The sequence below is a fragment of the Actinomadura xylanilytica genome (genome assembly GCF_030283145.1).
Lineage (GTDB): Bacteria > Actinomycetota > Actinomycetes > Streptosporangiales > Streptosporangiaceae > Spirillospora > Spirillospora xylanilytica.
This window is the reverse complement of the sequence record NZ_JASNWE010000001.1, coordinates 728335-742589: the sequence shown is the minus strand read 5'-3', so window position 1 is coordinate 742589 and position 14255 is coordinate 728335. Positions and strand designations below refer to the sequence as shown.

Below are 14255 nucleotides of genomic sequence, written 5' to 3'. Positions count from 1 at the left end.
ATGGGTCCTCCCCGAGCCGGTAGTGATCATGGCCTACCCGGCTGCGGGCGGCCGCGCGCCCGGAGCGGCCGATCATGGGGCCGGCGCGGCGGAGTCTTTGCCCGGCCGTGACGCGCGGAGGCCCCGCCGCCCCCGGATGCGGGGGCGGCGGGGCCTCGTGCGGCGGCCTCGGCGGTGCTACAGGCCGAGGTCGGCCTCGAAGTTGCCCTCCTCCAGACGGTGCTTGACCGTGCCGAGGAAGCGGGCGGCGTCGGCGCCGTCGACCAGCCGGTGGTCGTAGGTCAGCGCCAGGTAGACCATCGACCGGACCGCGATGACCTCGCCGAGCTGCGGGTCGTCGATCACGGCGGGGCGCTTGACGACCGCGCCCGTGCCGAGCATGCCGACCTGCGGCTGGTTGAGGATCGGGGTGTCGAACAGCGCGCCCCTGCTGCCGGTGTTGGTCAGCGTGAAGGTGCCGTTGGACAGCTCGTCCGGCCCGATCTTGTTGACCCGGGTCCGCTCGGCCAGGTCGGCGATCCGCTGGGCGAGGCCGCCCAGGTTCAGCTGGCCGGCGTTGTGGATGACCGGGACCATCAGGCCGCGCTCGGGGACGTCCACGGCGATGGAGAGGTTCTCCACGTCGTGGTAGGTGACCTCGCTCGTCTCGCTGTCGATGACCGCGTTGAGCTTGGGGTGGACCTTGAGCGCCTCGACCGTCGCCAGCGCGAAGAACGGCAGGTAGGACAACTTGACGCCCTCGCGGGCCTGGAAGTCGGCCTTGGCCTGCTCGCGCAGCCGCGCGATCCGGGTGATGTCCACCTCGACCACGGTGGTGAGCTGCGCCGAGACCTGGAGCGAGTCGACCATCCGGCGGGCGATCGTCTGCCGGATGCGGCTCATCTTCTCGGTCGTGCCGCGCAGCGCGACCTGGTCGGCCGGAGCGCCGGCCGGGGCCGGTGCGGCCGGGCGGGCGGCCTGCGCGACCGGTGCCGCCGGTGCGGCCGGCTGCGCGGGCGCCGCGGCGGCCTCGCGGGCCGCCTGCTGGGCGGCGCGGGCGGCCTCCAGCACGTCCTGCTTGCGGATCCGCCCGCCGACGCCGGTGCCCTTGACCGTGGACAGGTCGACGTCGTGCTCGGTGGCGAGCTTGCGCACCAGCGGCGTGACGTACGGCCCGTCGCCCGTCGGCGTCGCGGGGGCCGTCGGGGCCTGCGGCTCGGGCTGGACCTGCGTGGCGGGCACCCACGGCTGGGACGGGGCCTGCGCCGCCGGCTGCGGCTGCGCCGGGGGCGCGGCCGGCGCGGCGGGCGGCTGCTGCGGGGCGGCCGGCGGCGGCCACGCGGCGGGCGGCGGGGCCTGCTGCGCGGCGGGGGCCGCGGGAGCCGCCTGCTGCGGCTCGGGCTGCTGCCGCTCGTCGGCGGCCGGGGCGGCGGCGCCGGCCGGCGCGTCGCCCTCCTCACCGATGATCGCCAGTTCGGCACCGACCTCGACGGTCTCGTCCTCGGCGACGGTGATGCTGGTCAGGACGCCCGACGCGGGCGAAGGGATCTCGGTGTCGACCTTGTCGGTCGACACTTCGAGAAGCGGCTCGTCGGTCTCGACGCGCTCACCCTCCTTCTTCAGCCAGCGGGTGACGGTGCCCTCGGTGACGCTCTCGCCGAGCTGGGGCATAGTGACGGAGACCGGCATGGCTCTCAGCGACTCCTTCGAAATGAATATGTGCGGGCGTTCAGCCGTGCACGTGCAATGGTTTGCCGGCGAGGGCGAGGTGAGCCTCGCCGACCGCCTCGGACTGGGTCGGGTGGGGATGGATCAGCTGGGCGACCTCGCCGGGCAGGGCCTCCCAGTTGTAGATCAGCTGCCCCTCCGCGATGAGCTCGCCGACGCGGGCGCCGACCATGTGGATGCCGAGGACGGGACCGTCCACGGCCGCGATCACCTTCACCTCGCCCTGCGTGCCCAGGATCTTGCTCTTGGGGTTGCCGGCCAGGTCGTAGGTGACCTCCTTGAGCTCGTGCCCGCGCTCCCGGGCCGTCTCGGTGGTGATGCCCACCGAGGCGACCTCGGGGTCGGAGTAGGTGATGCGGGGCACCCCGTCGTAGTCGATCGGCGGCGGGTTGAGCCCGCCGAGCCGCTCGGCGACCAGGATGCCCTCGGCGAAACCGACGTGGGCCAGCTGCGGCGTCGGGATCAGGTCCCCGACCGCCGAGATCGTGGGGACGCCGGTACGGCACAGCTCGTCGACCTTGACGAAGCCGCGCTCGGTCTCGACGCCGGCGTCGGCGAGGCCGAGGCCGTCGGAGACCGGCCCGCGGCCGACCGCGACCAGCAGCAGCTCGGCGTCGATGGTCGCGCCGTCCTCCAGTGTGACCGCGACACCGCCCGGGGTGGTCTTGGCGCCCTGGAAGCGGGTGCCGAGCCGGAAGGCGATACCGCGCTTGCGGAACGCCCGCTCGAGCCGCTTGGAGCTGGACTCCTCCTCCAGCGGCAGCAGGTGCGGGAGGGCCTCGACGATGGTGACCTCGGCGCCGAACGAGCGCCAGACGCTGGCGAACTCGACGCCGATCACCCCGCCGCCGAGGACGATCACCGACCCGGGGACGTGGTCGAGCTCCAGCGCGTGGTCGCTGGAGATGATCCGCTCGCCGTCGATCTCCAGGCCGGGCAGCGACCGGGGGGCCGAGCCGGTGGCGAGCACGATGTGCCCGCCCTCCAGCGTGCGCTCGGCGCCGTCCGCCGCGGTGACCACGACGGTGGTGGGTCCGACCAGCCGGCCGGTGCCCTCGACCACCTCGATGCCCTTGGACTTGATCAGGCCGGCCAGGCCCTTGACGGTGGTGCTGACGACCTTGTCCTTGTAGGCGTTCACACCGGCGACGTCGATGCCCTCGAAGGCGGCCTTGACACCGAACCTGGCGGCCTCGCGGGTCTGGTCGGCGACCTCGGCCGCGTGCAGCAGAGCCTTGGTCGGGATGCAGCCGCGGTTGAGGCAGGTGCCGCCGAGGCGGTCCCGCTCGACGAGCGCCACCGACTTGCCGAGCTCGACCGCGCGCAACGCGCACGCGTAACCGCCGCTGCCACCACCTAGGACGACGATGTCGAAGGGGCCGCTGTTGGCCACTGGACGCTCCCTCTCCCGGTCTTCGCGCCGCGTGGGCGCCTTCTGCGGGGGCGGGGCGCTCCGTCGCGGGCCCCCGCCGCCACGAGAAACCTCTTCACTATCTTCTACCCGGCAACGCCGGGCGGCGGCTACAGAATCCCGGCGGCGAGATCCTCCGCCACCTGGACCAACGTACGGGTCGCCGCTCCAGTGCCGCCCTTCGGGGTGTATCCATAGGGCTCGCCCTTGTGGAAAGCCGGTCCGGCGATGTCGAGGTGGGCCCAGCGGACGCCGTCCGGCACGAACTCCTGGAGGAAGACGCCGGCGACCAGCATGCCGCCCCAGCGCTCACCGCTGATGTTGGCGATGTCGGCGACCGCGGAGTCGAGCCCCTTGCGCAGCTCCGCCGGCAGCGGCATGCCCCAGGACTGCTCCCCGGCGCGGCCGGCCGCCGCCACCACCTTCTCACGGACGTCGTCGTCGTTGGCCATGATCCCGGCGGTCCGGGTGCCGAGCGCGACCAGCTGGGCGCCGGTCAGCGTCGCCACGTCCACGATCAGGTCGGGGTCGTCCTCGCCGGCCCGCACCAGCCCGTCGGCGAGGACCAGGCGGCCCTCGGCGTCGGTGTTGAGGACCTCGACGGTCTTGCCGCCGTAGACCCGCAGCACGTCGGAGGGACGCTGCGCGGTGCCGCTCGGCATGTTCTCGGCGAGGGCCAGGTAGCCGACCACGTTGACCTTGGGCCCGAGCTCGGCGATGGCCGACAGCGCGCCGAGCACCGCGGCGGCGCCGCCCATGTCGGACTTCATCCAGTCCATCGCGTCGGCCGGCTTGAGCGACAGGCCGCCGGAGTCGAAGGTGATGCCCTTGCCGACCAGGGCGAGGGTCTTGGCGGCCTCGGGGTGGGTGTAGGCCAGCCGCACCAGGCGGGGCGGGTTGGCCGAGCCCTGCCCGACGCCCGCGATGCCGCCGTAGCCGCCGTCGACCAGGGCCTTCTCGTCGAGGACCTCGACGTCCAGCCCGGTCTCGCCGGCGACGCGCGTGGCGACCTCGGCGAAGTCCTCGGGGCTGAGGTCGGACGGCGGGGTGTTGACCAGGTCGCGCACCAGGTTCATCGCGGTGGCGAGGGTGCGGGCGCGGGCCACGGCGGCCTCGGCGCCGGCCCCGGCCGCACCGGAGCGGACGAGGCGGATGTCCTCGACCGGGCTCTTCTGCTCGCCGGTCCGGTACGCGCCGAAGGTGTAGTTGCCCAGCAGCGCGCCGAGGGCCACGGCCTCGACCGAGGCGGCGTCGGCGGCCGGAAGCGCGACGGCCGCCCTGGCGGTGCCGGCCAGGGCCCGCACGCCGGCGCCCGCGGCGCGGCGCAGCGCCTCGGCATCGGGGGAGTCGCCCAGCCCGACCGCGACCACGACGGCCGCGGGGATCGCGCCGAGCGTGGGGAGCTTGGTGACCTCTCCGGCCCTGCCGGTGGCGCCGAGCGCGCTCAGCGCCTCGGCGAGCTGTCCGTCGAGGGCCCGGTCGAGATCCTCTGAACCCGGTGCGGGCCGGGCCCCGGAGTCGCTCGGGGCGACCCCGATCACGATCGCGTCGACGTCGAGGGTGGCCGGGGCTGCACTGTCAAGGCTGATGCTCGTCACGTGCCCCGATGTTAGTCCTCCTGGTGACCGGTTTCGCCCTTTTGGATCAAGCATTGCCTTACCGCGCCCAGAGTCGATGACATGAATGGTGCTAGTATCATTAGCATCATGTTGCTCCGACTCGCCCCCGGCGACCCGCGTCCCCTGCACGAGCAGGCGGCCTCGGCGATCCGCCGCGCGATCACCGCGGGCGAGGTGGCCCCGGACGAGCGGATCCCGCCCGCGCGGGATCTCGCCCAGGCGCTCGGCATCAACCCCAACACCGCGCTGCGCGCCCTGCGGCAGCTCCGCGAGGAGGGACTGCTGGAGTTCCGGCGGGGCCGCGGCATCCGGGTCGCCGCCCGGCCCGAGGACGGCCACCTGGTCGAACGGGCGCGCGAACTGGTCGCCGAGGCCGAGCGGCTCGGCGTGTCCCGCGCCCAACTCATCACGCTGATCGAAGGAGTATGACCATGGCCACCCGCAGATCCCTGGCCCTGGTGACCGGCGTCTCGGCCGTCACAGGGGCGGCGCTGATCCCGCTCGTGTCGCTGCCGCTGCGCGACCGGCTCCCCGATCCGATCGCCACGCACTGGAGCGGTGGCGGGCCGCCCGACGGGAGCGGCTCGCTGACCGCCGCCCTGCTGATCTGCTGCGGCATGTGGGCGACGATCTGCGCGGGCGCGCTCGTGCTCGGCTGGTCCGGCTGGGGCCGGCGGGCCGTCCGCACGCGGACGGTCGCGTCGCTCTTCGCGGGCGCCGTGTTCACGGCGGGCGTACTGGGCCTCATCCTGAACGCGAACCTGGACCGTTCCTCCTGGCGGGACGCTGGCGGCATGGGGGCGGGCGGGATCGCCCTGCTGCTGCTCGCCTCCGCGGCCGGCGGCCTGATCGGCGCGCTGCTCGGACGGGTCGGCGCCGACTCCCGCGAGCCCGCCCCCGGCGCCCCGCGCAGGATCCGGATCGGCGCCGGGGAGCGGGCGGTGTGGATCGGATACGTGCACAGCCGGTCGATGATCCTGCTCGGCTGGGCGCTGACCGGGCTCGGCGCCCTCGGCGTCCTCCTGGCGCTCGTGCCCGCCGGCCCGCTGCCGAGGTCGTCCTGGTCGGGCGCGCTGGCGCTGGTGATCGGGGGAGTGGCCGCCCTGGCGCTGTCATCGGCGCGGGTCACCGTGGACGCCCGCGGGCTGGGCATCGCGGCGGGCCCCCTGCGGCTGCCGATCCGGCGCATCCCGCTGAACCGGATCGGGACCGCCTGGGCCGAGGACCGCAGCCCCGCGCAGGCCGGCGGCTGGGGCTACCGGGTCGGCCCGGCCGGCACCACGATGATGCTGCGCGGCGGCGAGTGCCTGGTCGTGGAGAACACCGGCGGGCGGCGCTTCGCGGTCAGCGTGGACGACGCCGAACGCGGCGCCTCCCTCCTCAACTCCCTCCGCGAGTCGTCCGCGACGTGACGCGGCCGGTGCCTGCCGGTGCCTGCCGGTGCCTGCCGGTGCCGGCCGGCCGGTGGCGGTGAGCGGCCGGTGGTGGCCACCGGAGGCCGGTGGTCAGCGGAGGGCGGTGAGGGTGATCAGGGCGGCGGTGGCCGAGATCTCGACGAGGGCGCCCAGCACGTCACCGGTGACGCCGCCCAGGCGCCGGACGGCGTGACGGAGCATGAGCAGGGCCGCGCCCAGACCGACGAGGACGGCCGCCAGGCCGTGCAGAGCCCCGCCCAGTAGCCCGCTCGCCGTTCCCGCCGCGCCCGCCGCCACGAGGACCGCGCCCGTCACGGCCAGTGCGGCGCGGATGCCGACGGTCTCCGCGACCAGGGCGCCCAGCCCGCCGGGACGCGCCGACGGCACGCCCACGCGGCACCCCCACGGGAGGACGAGGCGTCCGCCGACCGCCGCGATGACGATCGCGACCGGGGCCTGCGGAGCGGACGCGAGGGCCGCCACCTGGACCAGCAGCGTGAACAGCAGGGTGACCACGCCGAACGGGCCGATGTCCGAACGCTTCATGATGGCCAGGGCGTCCGCCGCGGGCCGGTTGCTGCCCAGCCCGTCCGCCAGGTCGGCCAGGCCGTCCAGGTGCAGCGCCCGGGTGATCGCCGCGATCGCCGCCACCGCGAGGGCCGAGCGCAGCACCGCGCCCAGCCCGAGGACGTCGCCCAGCAGCAGGACCACCGCCGCGCCCCCGCCCGCGATCAGCCCGGTGAGCGGGGCGAGGAGCATCGCCCGGCGCGCCGTGTCGCGATCGAACCGGTCCGCCCGCAGCGGCACGACGGTGAGGAGGGTGACCGCCAGCCGCAGGCCCGCCGCCCAGGCGGCCCCCGGCGACCCGGTCACCGCAGCTCCAGCACGCGGCCCGCCACCACCAGGGCGGCCTCCTCGGACTCGGCGGCCAGCCGCTGGTTGAGGCTCCCGAGGACGTCGCGGAACGCCCGTCCGGATCTGGTCTCCGGCACCAGCGACAGCCCGACCTCGTCGCTCACTGCGATCACCCGGGCCGCGGTGCCGCGCCAGGCCGCGACGAGCGCGTCCACGGCGGGCACGGCCAGGGACGGGTCGTCCCACGCGCGCGCCTCGTCCATCACGGCGGCCAGCCAGGTGCCGACACCGTCGACCAGCAGGGCGCCCTCGGCCGAGCCCAGCACGCCGGTCAGGTCGGTCGTCTCGAGGGTCCGCCACCACGGCGGGCGGCGGCCCCGGTGCGCCTCGATCCGCGCCGACCACTCGGCGTCGTCGTCGCCGACCATGCCGGTCGCCACGTACGTCACGTCCGGGCATCCCATCAGCCGCGACTCCGCCTCCGCCGACTTCCCCGATCGCGAGCCGCCCAGCAGCAGCGTGCGAAACGGGCCGGCCGGCGGACGCAGCCAGTGGCCGAGCCGCCGCTCGAGCTCCCCGGGTGACGCGACGCGATGGTCCACGTGCACCGCCGCGATCTCGGTCGCCGCCGTGACCGCCCCCTCGCGCCGCAACCGGCCGAGCTGCTCGGGACGGCCGACCAGGTCGAGCAGCACCGCGTCGTAGGCGACGCCGGGCGCCGGTTCCGGGCACGCGCCCGGCCCGTCCGCCACGAGGATCCGCCCCCCGCCGCGCGGGACGCTCACGTCGTGCCCGCCGGCGACGCGGGTGCGCGGGCACTCCTCGAGGGGGACGCCGTCGACGCGGGCGCGGAACGGCTCGTGCCGCGTCCCGGCGGCGCGCAGCCGGTTGCAGGAGGCGCAGCGGCAGTCCGGCACCGGCCAGCCGTCCGGGCCCGCGATCGCCTGGAGTTCGATGTTCATCGTGATCGAAAACTCTACGGGCCGTCCCGTCCCGTGAGGTTGCGAGGCTACGCTCGACCACCGAGACCCCCGCCCGCATCGACCGCGCAGGATGAGGAGACCCGGTGGGCTACCCCCCCAACACGCCGTGGCCACAGGACCCGGGCCAGAACCCGCAGCAGCCCGCAGGCCCTCCGTACGGCCCGCCCGCGGGCCCCGCCCCCGGGTTCGGCCCAGGCCAAGGCCAGGGACCCGGCTTCGGCCCAGGTCCAGGTCCAGGCCCGGGGCAGGGGCCGCCCTGGAGCGCCGGAGGCCCGCCGCCGTCACGCGGCAAGGGCCCCGCCCTGCTGATCGCGCTGCTCGGCGGCGTGCTCGTCCTGGGGCTGGTCGTGGTCGTCGGCGTGGTGTTCCTCACCAGGGACGGCGGAGACGGCGGGACCGGGGGAGGGAGCGGTCCCTCGGGCCCGGACGTGCAGCTGAAGGCGGGCCAGATCGCGGGCGGCGCCGAGGCGCGGCCGGGACCCGACGGCAGCCTGACCATGGCCCGCCCTGGCGTCCAGCGGCCCGTCGTGGACGTCTACGAGGACTTCGCCTGCCCGCACTGCGGCGCGTTCGACCGGATGCACGACCCGATGCTCAAGCAGCTCGCGGTCGAGGGCCGGGCCAAGATCGTGTTCCGGCCGGTGGTCATCTTCGGAGCGGGCACCGAGCCCGCCCGCGGCAACTCGCTGCGGGCCGCCGCCGCGCTCCGCTGCGTCGGCGACGGCGGGCGCTGGCTCTACTACCAGGACGCGGTCTACAGCCACCAGCCGGCGGACGTGACCAGCGCGGGCTACAAGATCGACGACCTGATCTCCTACGGGGCGCCCTACGGCCTGACCGGCGACGACTTCAAGAAGTGCGTGACCAGCCAGCAGTACGCGGGCCGGGTGGCGGCCGTCAGCCAGGGCTACATCGCCGCCGGGCTCCAGGGCACCCCCGCCGTGAAGATCGACGGCCGCACGGTCAGCAGCACCGACACGGCGAGCGCGGACGCGCTGCGCCGGGCGATCGAGGCCGCCCGGTGACGGAGCGGCTAGTCTCACCGCGACGAGGGAGGTCGAACGCGATGGCGTGGAGCTGGCGTTTGGAGAAGGCCGACGGGCGGACGGTCGGCGTGTCGGAGGAGACGTTCTCCACCCAGGCCGACGCGGAGTCGTGGCTGGGCGAGAACTGGCGCGACCTGCGCGAGAACGAGGTCGACCAGGTGACGTTGCTGGACGGCGACACGGTCGTCTACCCGATGAGCCTGCAAGAACCCGGCTGACCCCGCACGAGGACCCGGACGCGGCCCGAGCCCCCGCCCGCGCCGGTGCGCGGACGGGGGCCGGGATCCAGCACCTGTCTCACAGTGCCTCAGCCGTCGCGCGAGCGCGCTACCTGGCCGGTAAGGCGATGCCGAAGGCGAGCCGCACCGGCCAGATCGCGAAGCGATGTCGCGCTCGCCCAAGAACGGTCGGCGCCCGAGCCGCCAGGCGAGGAAGCCGGGCCGGGCGTAGAAAATGAGCCGCCAGGCGAGGAAGCCGGGCCGGGCGTTGGAAATACGGTCAGGGACGCCCCTCCGGGCTGCGCGTCTTGGCCGGGTCGCGGACCACGGAGTCGCCGAGCACGTCGTCGATCCGCTTGAGCACGTCCGCGTCGAGCCGGACTCCGGCGGCCTTGACGTTGTCGCGGACCTGCTCGGGACGGGACGCGCCCACCAGCGCCGCCGACACGTTCGGGTTCTGGAGCGTCCAGGCGATCGCGAGCTGGGCCATCGACAGGCCGAGCCCGTCCGCGATCGGCCGCAGCTCCTGGACCCGGGTCAGCAGGTCGTCGTTCAGGTACCGCTTGATCATGTCGGCGCCGCCCTTGTCGTCGGTGGCGCGCGAGCCCTCCGGCAGCGGCCGGCCCGGCTTGTACTTGCCGGTCAGCACCCCCTGCGCGATCGGCGACCAGACGATCTGGCCGATGCCCTCCCGCTCGGACAGCGGGACGACCTCGTCCTCGATCACCCGCCACAGCATCGAGTACTGCGGCTGGCTGGACACGATCCGGTCCAGGCCCATCTCGTCGGCGATCTTCAGAGCGCGCTCGATCTCCTCGGCCCGCCACTCCGACACGCCCACGTACAGCACCTTGCCCTGCCGGACGAGGTCGTCGAACGCCTTGAGGGTCTCCTCCAGTGGCGTCTCGTGGTCGAACCGGTGCGCCTGGTAGAGGTCGACGTAGTCGGTGCGCAGCCGCCGCAGCGACCCGTGGATGGACTCGAAGATGTGCTTGCGGGACAGCCCCCGGTCGTTCGGGCCCGGGCCGGTGGGCCAGTAGACCTTGGTGAAGATCTCCAGGCCCTCGCGGCGCTGCCCCTCCAGGGCGCGGCCGAGGACCTCCTCGGCGCGGGTGCCGGCGTACACGTCGGCGGTGTCGAAGGTGGTGATCCCCTCGTCGAGGGCCGCGCGCACGCACGCGCGCGCACTGTCCTCCTCGACCTGGGAGCCGTGGGTGAGCCAGTTGCCGTACGCGATCTCGCTGATCTTCAGGCCGCTGCGGCCCAGGTGTCGGAACTCCATGGTCCCGACCCTAACCGCCGTTGATCAGACCTTGTCCTTCTCGCCGGGCTTGACCTGGGGGGAGGGGACGCGCAGCCGGCGGATCTGCATGGCGCGCATCGCCGCGTACAGGCCCAGGCCCTTGCGGTCCTCGTCGGGGAAGCGCTCGGCGGCCAGCTTCTTGATGCCCGAGTTGATCACGAACGCCTCGACGAACACGATGGCCAGCAGCACCGGCGGCGCGAACAGCACCAGCAGCTTGGCCGCCGCGATCGGCAGCAGGCTGAGCACCACGATCGCGAACATCAGGTACATCAGGTACGAGGCGAACGTCCGGCGCGCGTCGACGTAGTCGCGGGCGAGCCGGCGGACCGGGCCCTTGTCGCGCTTGAGGAGGTACTTCTCGTCGCCCCTGGACATGCCCGCGCGGGCCTTGACCCGCTCGTCGGCCTGCCTCTCGCGGACCTTCTTGTACGCCTCCTTGCGGCTGGAGGGCGCGGTGATCGGCTGGCGGCGGCGCTTCTCGGCCTCGCTGCGCTTGGGCGTGGGCCGGCCCTTGCCCCCTGGCTTCACGGGCTGAGGCTGGCTCTCGGGGGCATCCTGGGTGCGACGTCGGAACACGGGATCAGCCTACCGGGTGCGGACATCGCGACCGCCCGGCGCGAGGCCGGGCGGCTTTCCGCGCCGAAGCGGATCATGGGGTGAACGATCACGCCGCTTCGGAAATCGTGTACTCAATACTAATTCGGGCAGAACGGCGTCGCCTCCGCGCCCACCGCGTCCCTGTGTGCGACTGTTATGAGGACGGGGTTCGAAGCGGCGTTCCACGGCGGCGGGCCCGCCCGGGGCGCCCGGACGGGGTGTGGGCGACCTGGAGGAGGGCTCGACCGGCCCGCTGCGAACATCGTGGCTGCCTCGCGCGTTAACGCGTAGGGTGATAAGAACCCCAGCAGTGGTCATTGAGCCCAGTTTGCGACTGGGCTACAGCACGAAGGGACCGGCGCCAGCGCGATGAGCGTGATGAAGCGAATGTCGATGATCTTCAAGTCCAAGGCGAACAAAGCCCTGGACCGGATGGAGGATCCTCGCGAGACCCTGGACTACTCCTACCAGCGCCAGCTGGAGATGCTGCAGAAGGTCCGTCGGGGTGTCGCCGACGTCGCGACCTCGCGCAAGCGTCTCGAGTTGCAGATCAACCAGCTGGAGCAGCAGCAGGGCAAGCTGACCGAGCAGGGCAAGAAGGCCCTCCAGGTCGGCCGCGAGGACCTCGCCCGCGAGGCGCTGACCCGGCGGTCCGGCCTGGACGGCCAGCTGGGCGACCTGCGGACGCAGTACCAGCAGTTGCAGGGCGAGGAGGAGAAGCTCACCCTGGCCTCGCAGCGGTTGCAGAGCAAGGTCGACTCCTTCCGCACCCGCAAGGAGACGATCAAGGCCACCTACACCGCCGCCGAGGCGCAGACCAAGATCAACGAGGCGTTCTCCGGCATCTCCGAGGAGATGGGCGACGTCGGCCTGGCGATCCAGCGGGCCGAGGAGAAGACCGACACGATGAAGGCCCGCGCGGGCGCCATCGACGAGCTGCTGGCCTCCGGCGCCCTGGAGGACTTCTCCGGTCCCAAGGACGACATCCAGGCCGAGCTCGACCGGATGGGCTCGGGTCCGGGCGTCGACCTGGAACTGGAGCAGCTCAAGGCCGAACTCGGCCAGGGCCCCGCGCCCAAGCAGCTCAACCAGGGCTCGGCGACCGCGCAGTCGCAGGACACCCCGCACGACACGCCGCGGCAGGCCCCCGGGGGTGCCCAGTGATCGTCCGGCTGATGGGCGAGGGGCAGCTGGACGTCGCGGTGGGCGACCTCTCCGCGCTCAACTCGCTCGACGAGGAGCTCGAGGCCGCGATCGAGTCGGGGGACGAGGCCGCCTTCCGCACGGCGCTGCACGCGCTACTGGAGAACGTACGCAAGGTCGGCAAGCCGCTGCCCGCCGACAGCCTCGAGCCGTCCGAGCTGATCCTGCCGCCCGCCGACGCGCACATCGACGAGGTCAAGTCCATGCTGGGGGACGAGGGGCTGATCCCGGACTAGCCGTCCGGGCCCTCCGGCCCGTGCTCTTCTCGCTGGTCAGGCACAAAAGCCGGCACCCGAACGTTGTTCACAGTGACACAGGGGAGGACGGGGGGATCGTATGGCCCGGACGCGTTACGCCTCCGACCGGGGGCTGACGTCGCGGATGCTCGTGACGATGTTCCTGCTGGGGTTGGTCTACGTCGTCTTCGTGACGGCGTTCTTCGTGATCGTGCCCAAATGGGGAGTGGTCGCGCTGGTGGGGGCGGGCCTGTTCCTGCTCGCGCAGTACTTCTTCTCCGACAAGCTCACGCTGTTCGCGATGCACGGCCGGGTCGTCACGCCGGACGAGGCGCCCGAGCTGCACGGCGTCATCGACCGGATCTGCGCGATGGCCGACTCGCCCAAGCCGAGGGTCGCGATCGCCGACAGCGACGTCCCGAACGCCTTCGCGACCGGCCGCAACCAGAAGAAGGCCGTGGTGTGCGTGACCACCGGCCTGATGCGCCGGCTCGACCCGGTCGAGCTCGAGGGCGTGCTCGCGCACGAGATGGCGCACGTCGCGCACCGCGACGTGGCGGTCATGACGATCGCCTCGTTCCTCGGCGTGTGCGCCGGGCTGATCACCCGGTTCGGGCTGGAGTGGGGCCTGTGGGGCGGCTTCAACCGGCGCAGCAACGACCAGAACACCGGGATGATCCTGCTCGCGGTGGTGGCGGTCAGCGCCGTGGCGTACGCGGTGAGCTTCATGCTCACCCGGGCCCTGTCGCGCTACCGGGAGCTGTCGGCCGACCGGGCCGCGGCGCTGCTGACCGGGCGGCCCTCGTCGCTGGCCAGCGCGCTCACCAAGGTCTCGGGCGAGATCGCCCGGATCCCGAGCAAGGACCTGCGCGCCGCCGAGCCGTTCAACGCCTTCTTCTTCGCGCCGGCCTTCACCAAGGGGTTCAGCGTCTCCTCGCTGTTCTCCACCCACCCGCCGCTGGACAAGCGGCTGGCCCAGCTCTCGAAGATCTCCGACCAGCTCAGCAGGGGAGCCTGACCCGTGGGATTCCTGGACACGCTGCTCGGCCGGTCCAAGCCGGTCAAGCCCGACCTCGACCGCCTGTTCGGGCTGTCCACCGCGGCGGTCACGCTGGAGGCGGCGACCGGGTTCCGTCCCACCGGGCTCGGGTCGGTGTGCTTCCGCGCCGCCGAGGGCGGCGCGTTCGCCCGCGTCCAGCAGGACGTCCAGCAGCTCCTCGACGCCGACGACGGCCCGAAGGTCGAGCTGAGCACCGACTCCTACGGCTACACCTGGCTGCTGGCCCGCACCGGGCCGGACGCGCTGCCCGACCTGGTCACCGACCTGCACGCGGTCAACTCCGCGCTGGAGTCGGGCGGGTTCGGGCCGCACCTGCTGTGCTCGCTGGCGGGCTTCCAGGGGCCGAACGGCGAGCGCCTGGCCCTGGTCTACCTCTACAAGCGCGGCACGTTCTACCCGTTCGCCCCGCTTCCCGGCGACAAGCGCGACAACGCCCTGGAGATCCAGGTGCGCGGCGCGGTCGGAGCCGACCTCCCGTTCGAGGACGATCTCAGCCGCTGGTTCCCCGTCTGGGGCGCTCCGGGGCTCTGACCAGCCCGTTCTCCGCGGTACCGGCCCATCTGGACACACCCCATCGGATCGTGTGAAAGTCTCAGGGC

The 14255-nt window shown here is 73.3% G+C and carries 15 protein-coding genes; 8 read left to right on the top strand and 7 right to left on the bottom strand.

Features of this window, described 5'->3' with window-relative positions; genetic code table 11:
• Window positions 1-177: 177 nt before the first annotated feature.
• The 3 genes from sucB to QP090_RS03480 form a co-directional block, all read right to left on the bottom strand.
• Window positions 178-1668, bottom strand: coding sequence for a 2-oxoglutarate dehydrogenase, E2 component, dihydrolipoamide succinyltransferase (sucB, locus tag QP090_RS03490; protein ID WP_285936978.1), 1491 nt, complete (start codon window positions 1666-1668; stop codon window positions 178-180).
• Window positions 1669-1708: 40 nt separating this feature from the next.
• A complete protein-coding gene (lpdA, locus tag QP090_RS03485) occupies window positions 1709-3100 on the bottom strand; it encodes a dihydrolipoyl dehydrogenase (RefSeq protein WP_285936977.1) in 1392 nt (463 codons plus the stop codon).
• A gap of 128 nt (window positions 3101-3228) precedes the next feature.
• Window positions 3229-4770, bottom strand: coding sequence for a leucyl aminopeptidase (locus tag QP090_RS03480; protein ID WP_285936976.1), 1542 nt, complete (start codon window positions 4768-4770; stop codon window positions 3229-3231).
• Window positions 4771-4824: 54 nt separating this feature from the next.
• On the opposite strand from QP090_RS03480, the gene QP090_RS03475 reads away from it, so the two are divergent.
• Both QP090_RS03475 and QP090_RS03470 read left to right on the top strand, forming a co-directional pair.
• The gene (locus QP090_RS03475) at window positions 4825-5166 is read left to right on the top strand and encodes a GntR family transcriptional regulator (protein ID WP_285936975.1); all 342 of its coding nucleotides are present in this window, start codon (window positions 4825-4827) and stop codon (window positions 5164-5166) included.
• Window positions 5167-5168: 2 nt separating this feature from the next.
• Entirely contained in the window at window positions 5169-6149 is a 981-nt protein-coding gene (locus QP090_RS03470; protein WP_285936974.1) for a hypothetical protein, read from the top strand.
• Between the two features lie 93 nt (window positions 6150-6242).
• Here the strand turns inward: QP090_RS03470 and QP090_RS03465 are convergent, their stop codons facing one another.
• Together QP090_RS03465 and QP090_RS03460 are read right to left on the bottom strand one after the other, a co-directional pair.
• On the bottom strand, window positions 6243-7025 hold the full coding sequence (locus QP090_RS03465; protein ID WP_285936973.1) for an adenosylcobinamide-GDP ribazoletransferase: 783 nt from the start codon (window positions 7023-7025) through the stop codon (window positions 6243-6245).
• Complete coding sequence (locus QP090_RS03460; RefSeq protein ID WP_285936972.1) at window positions 7022-7969, bottom strand: bifunctional adenosylcobinamide kinase/adenosylcobinamide-phosphate guanylyltransferase; 948 nt, start codon at window positions 7967-7969, stop codon at window positions 7022-7024. Before QP090_RS03460 ends, QP090_RS03465 begins: the two co-directional genes overlap by 4 nt.
• A 104-nt stretch (window positions 7970-8073) precedes the next feature.
• On the opposite strand from QP090_RS03460, the gene QP090_RS03455 reads away from it, so the two are divergent.
• Together QP090_RS03455 and QP090_RS03450 are read left to right on the top strand one after the other, a co-directional pair.
• On the top strand, window positions 8074-9015 hold the full coding sequence (locus QP090_RS03455) for a DsbA family protein (protein WP_285936971.1): 942 nt from the start codon (window positions 8074-8076) through the stop codon (window positions 9013-9015).
• A 41-nt stretch (window positions 9016-9056) separates the two neighbouring features.
• A complete protein-coding gene (locus tag QP090_RS03450) occupies window positions 9057-9254 on the top strand; it encodes a hypothetical protein (RefSeq protein WP_285936970.1) in 198 nt (65 codons plus the stop codon).
• A gap of 280 nt (window positions 9255-9534) precedes the next feature.
• On the opposite strand, the gene QP090_RS03445 is transcribed toward QP090_RS03450, so the two are convergent.
• Together QP090_RS03445 and QP090_RS03440 are read right to left on the bottom strand one after the other, a co-directional pair.
• On the bottom strand, window positions 9535-10536 hold the full coding sequence (locus QP090_RS03445) for an aldo/keto reductase family protein (protein WP_285936969.1): 1002 nt from the start codon (window positions 10534-10536) through the stop codon (window positions 9535-9537).
• A gap of 24 nt (window positions 10537-10560) precedes the next feature.
• A complete protein-coding gene (locus tag QP090_RS03440; protein ID WP_285936968.1) occupies window positions 10561-11088 on the bottom strand; it encodes a DUF3043 domain-containing protein in 528 nt (175 codons plus the stop codon).
• Window positions 11089-11526: 438 nt separating this feature from the next.
• Between QP090_RS03440 and QP090_RS03435 the strand changes: the two genes are divergently transcribed.
• From QP090_RS03435 to pspAB, 4 genes are all read left to right on the top strand, one after another.
• Window positions 11527-12321 carry a PspA/IM30 family protein gene (locus tag QP090_RS03435; RefSeq protein ID WP_285936967.1) on the top strand — a complete coding sequence of 265 codons (795 nt, stop codon included), beginning with the start codon at window positions 11527-11529 and terminating at the stop codon, window positions 12319-12321.
• Complete coding sequence (pspAA, locus tag QP090_RS03430; protein WP_285936966.1) at window positions 12318-12596, top strand: PspA-associated protein PspAA; 279 nt, start codon at window positions 12318-12320, stop codon at window positions 12594-12596. Before QP090_RS03435 ends, pspAA begins: the two co-directional genes overlap by 4 nt.
• Window positions 12597-12696: 100 nt before the next feature.
• Complete coding sequence (gene htpX / locus QP090_RS03425; RefSeq protein ID WP_285936965.1) at window positions 12697-13614, top strand: zinc metalloprotease HtpX; 918 nt, start codon at window positions 12697-12699, stop codon at window positions 13612-13614.
• A 3-nt stretch (window positions 13615-13617) separates the two neighbouring features.
• On the top strand, window positions 13618-14187 hold the full coding sequence (gene pspAB / locus QP090_RS03420) for a PspA-associated protein PspAB (protein ID WP_285936964.1): 570 nt from the start codon (window positions 13618-13620) through the stop codon (window positions 14185-14187).
• Window positions 14188-14255 lie beyond the last annotated feature (68 nt).

What these genes read in the sequence shown, in the direction of transcription:
- QP090_RS03475 (WP_285936975.1), top strand. Translation starts at nt 4,825, where the DNA reads ATGTTGCTCCGACTCGCCCCCGGCGACCCGCGTCCCCTGCACGAGCAG.
- QP090_RS03460 (WP_285936972.1), bottom strand. Translation starts at nt 7,969, where the DNA reads ATGAACATCGAACTCCAGGCGATCGCGGGCCCGGACGGCTGGCCGGTG.
- QP090_RS03435 (WP_285936967.1), top strand. Translation starts at nt 11,527, where the DNA reads ATGAGCGTGATGAAGCGAATGTCGATGATCTTCAAGTCCAAGGCGAAC.
- QP090_RS03450 (WP_285936970.1), top strand. Translation starts at nt 9,057, where the DNA reads ATGGCGTGGAGCTGGCGTTTGGAGAAGGCCGACGGGCGGACGGTCGGC.
- QP090_RS03480 (WP_285936976.1), bottom strand. Translation starts at nt 4,770, where the DNA reads ATGCTTGATCCAAAAGGGCGAAACCGGTCACCAGGAGGACTAACATCG.
- sucB (WP_285936978.1), bottom strand. Translation starts at nt 1,668, where the DNA reads ATGCCGGTCTCCGTCACTATGCCCCAGCTCGGCGAGAGCGTCACCGAG.
- htpX (WP_285936965.1), top strand. Translation starts at nt 12,697, where the DNA reads ATGGCCCGGACGCGTTACGCCTCCGACCGGGGGCTGACGTCGCGGATG.
- QP090_RS03445 (WP_285936969.1), bottom strand. Translation starts at nt 10,536, where the DNA reads ATGGAGTTCCGACACCTGGGCCGCAGCGGCCTGAAGATCAGCGAGATC.
- QP090_RS03470 (WP_285936974.1), top strand. Translation starts at nt 5,169, where the DNA reads ATGGCCACCCGCAGATCCCTGGCCCTGGTGACCGGCGTCTCGGCCGTC.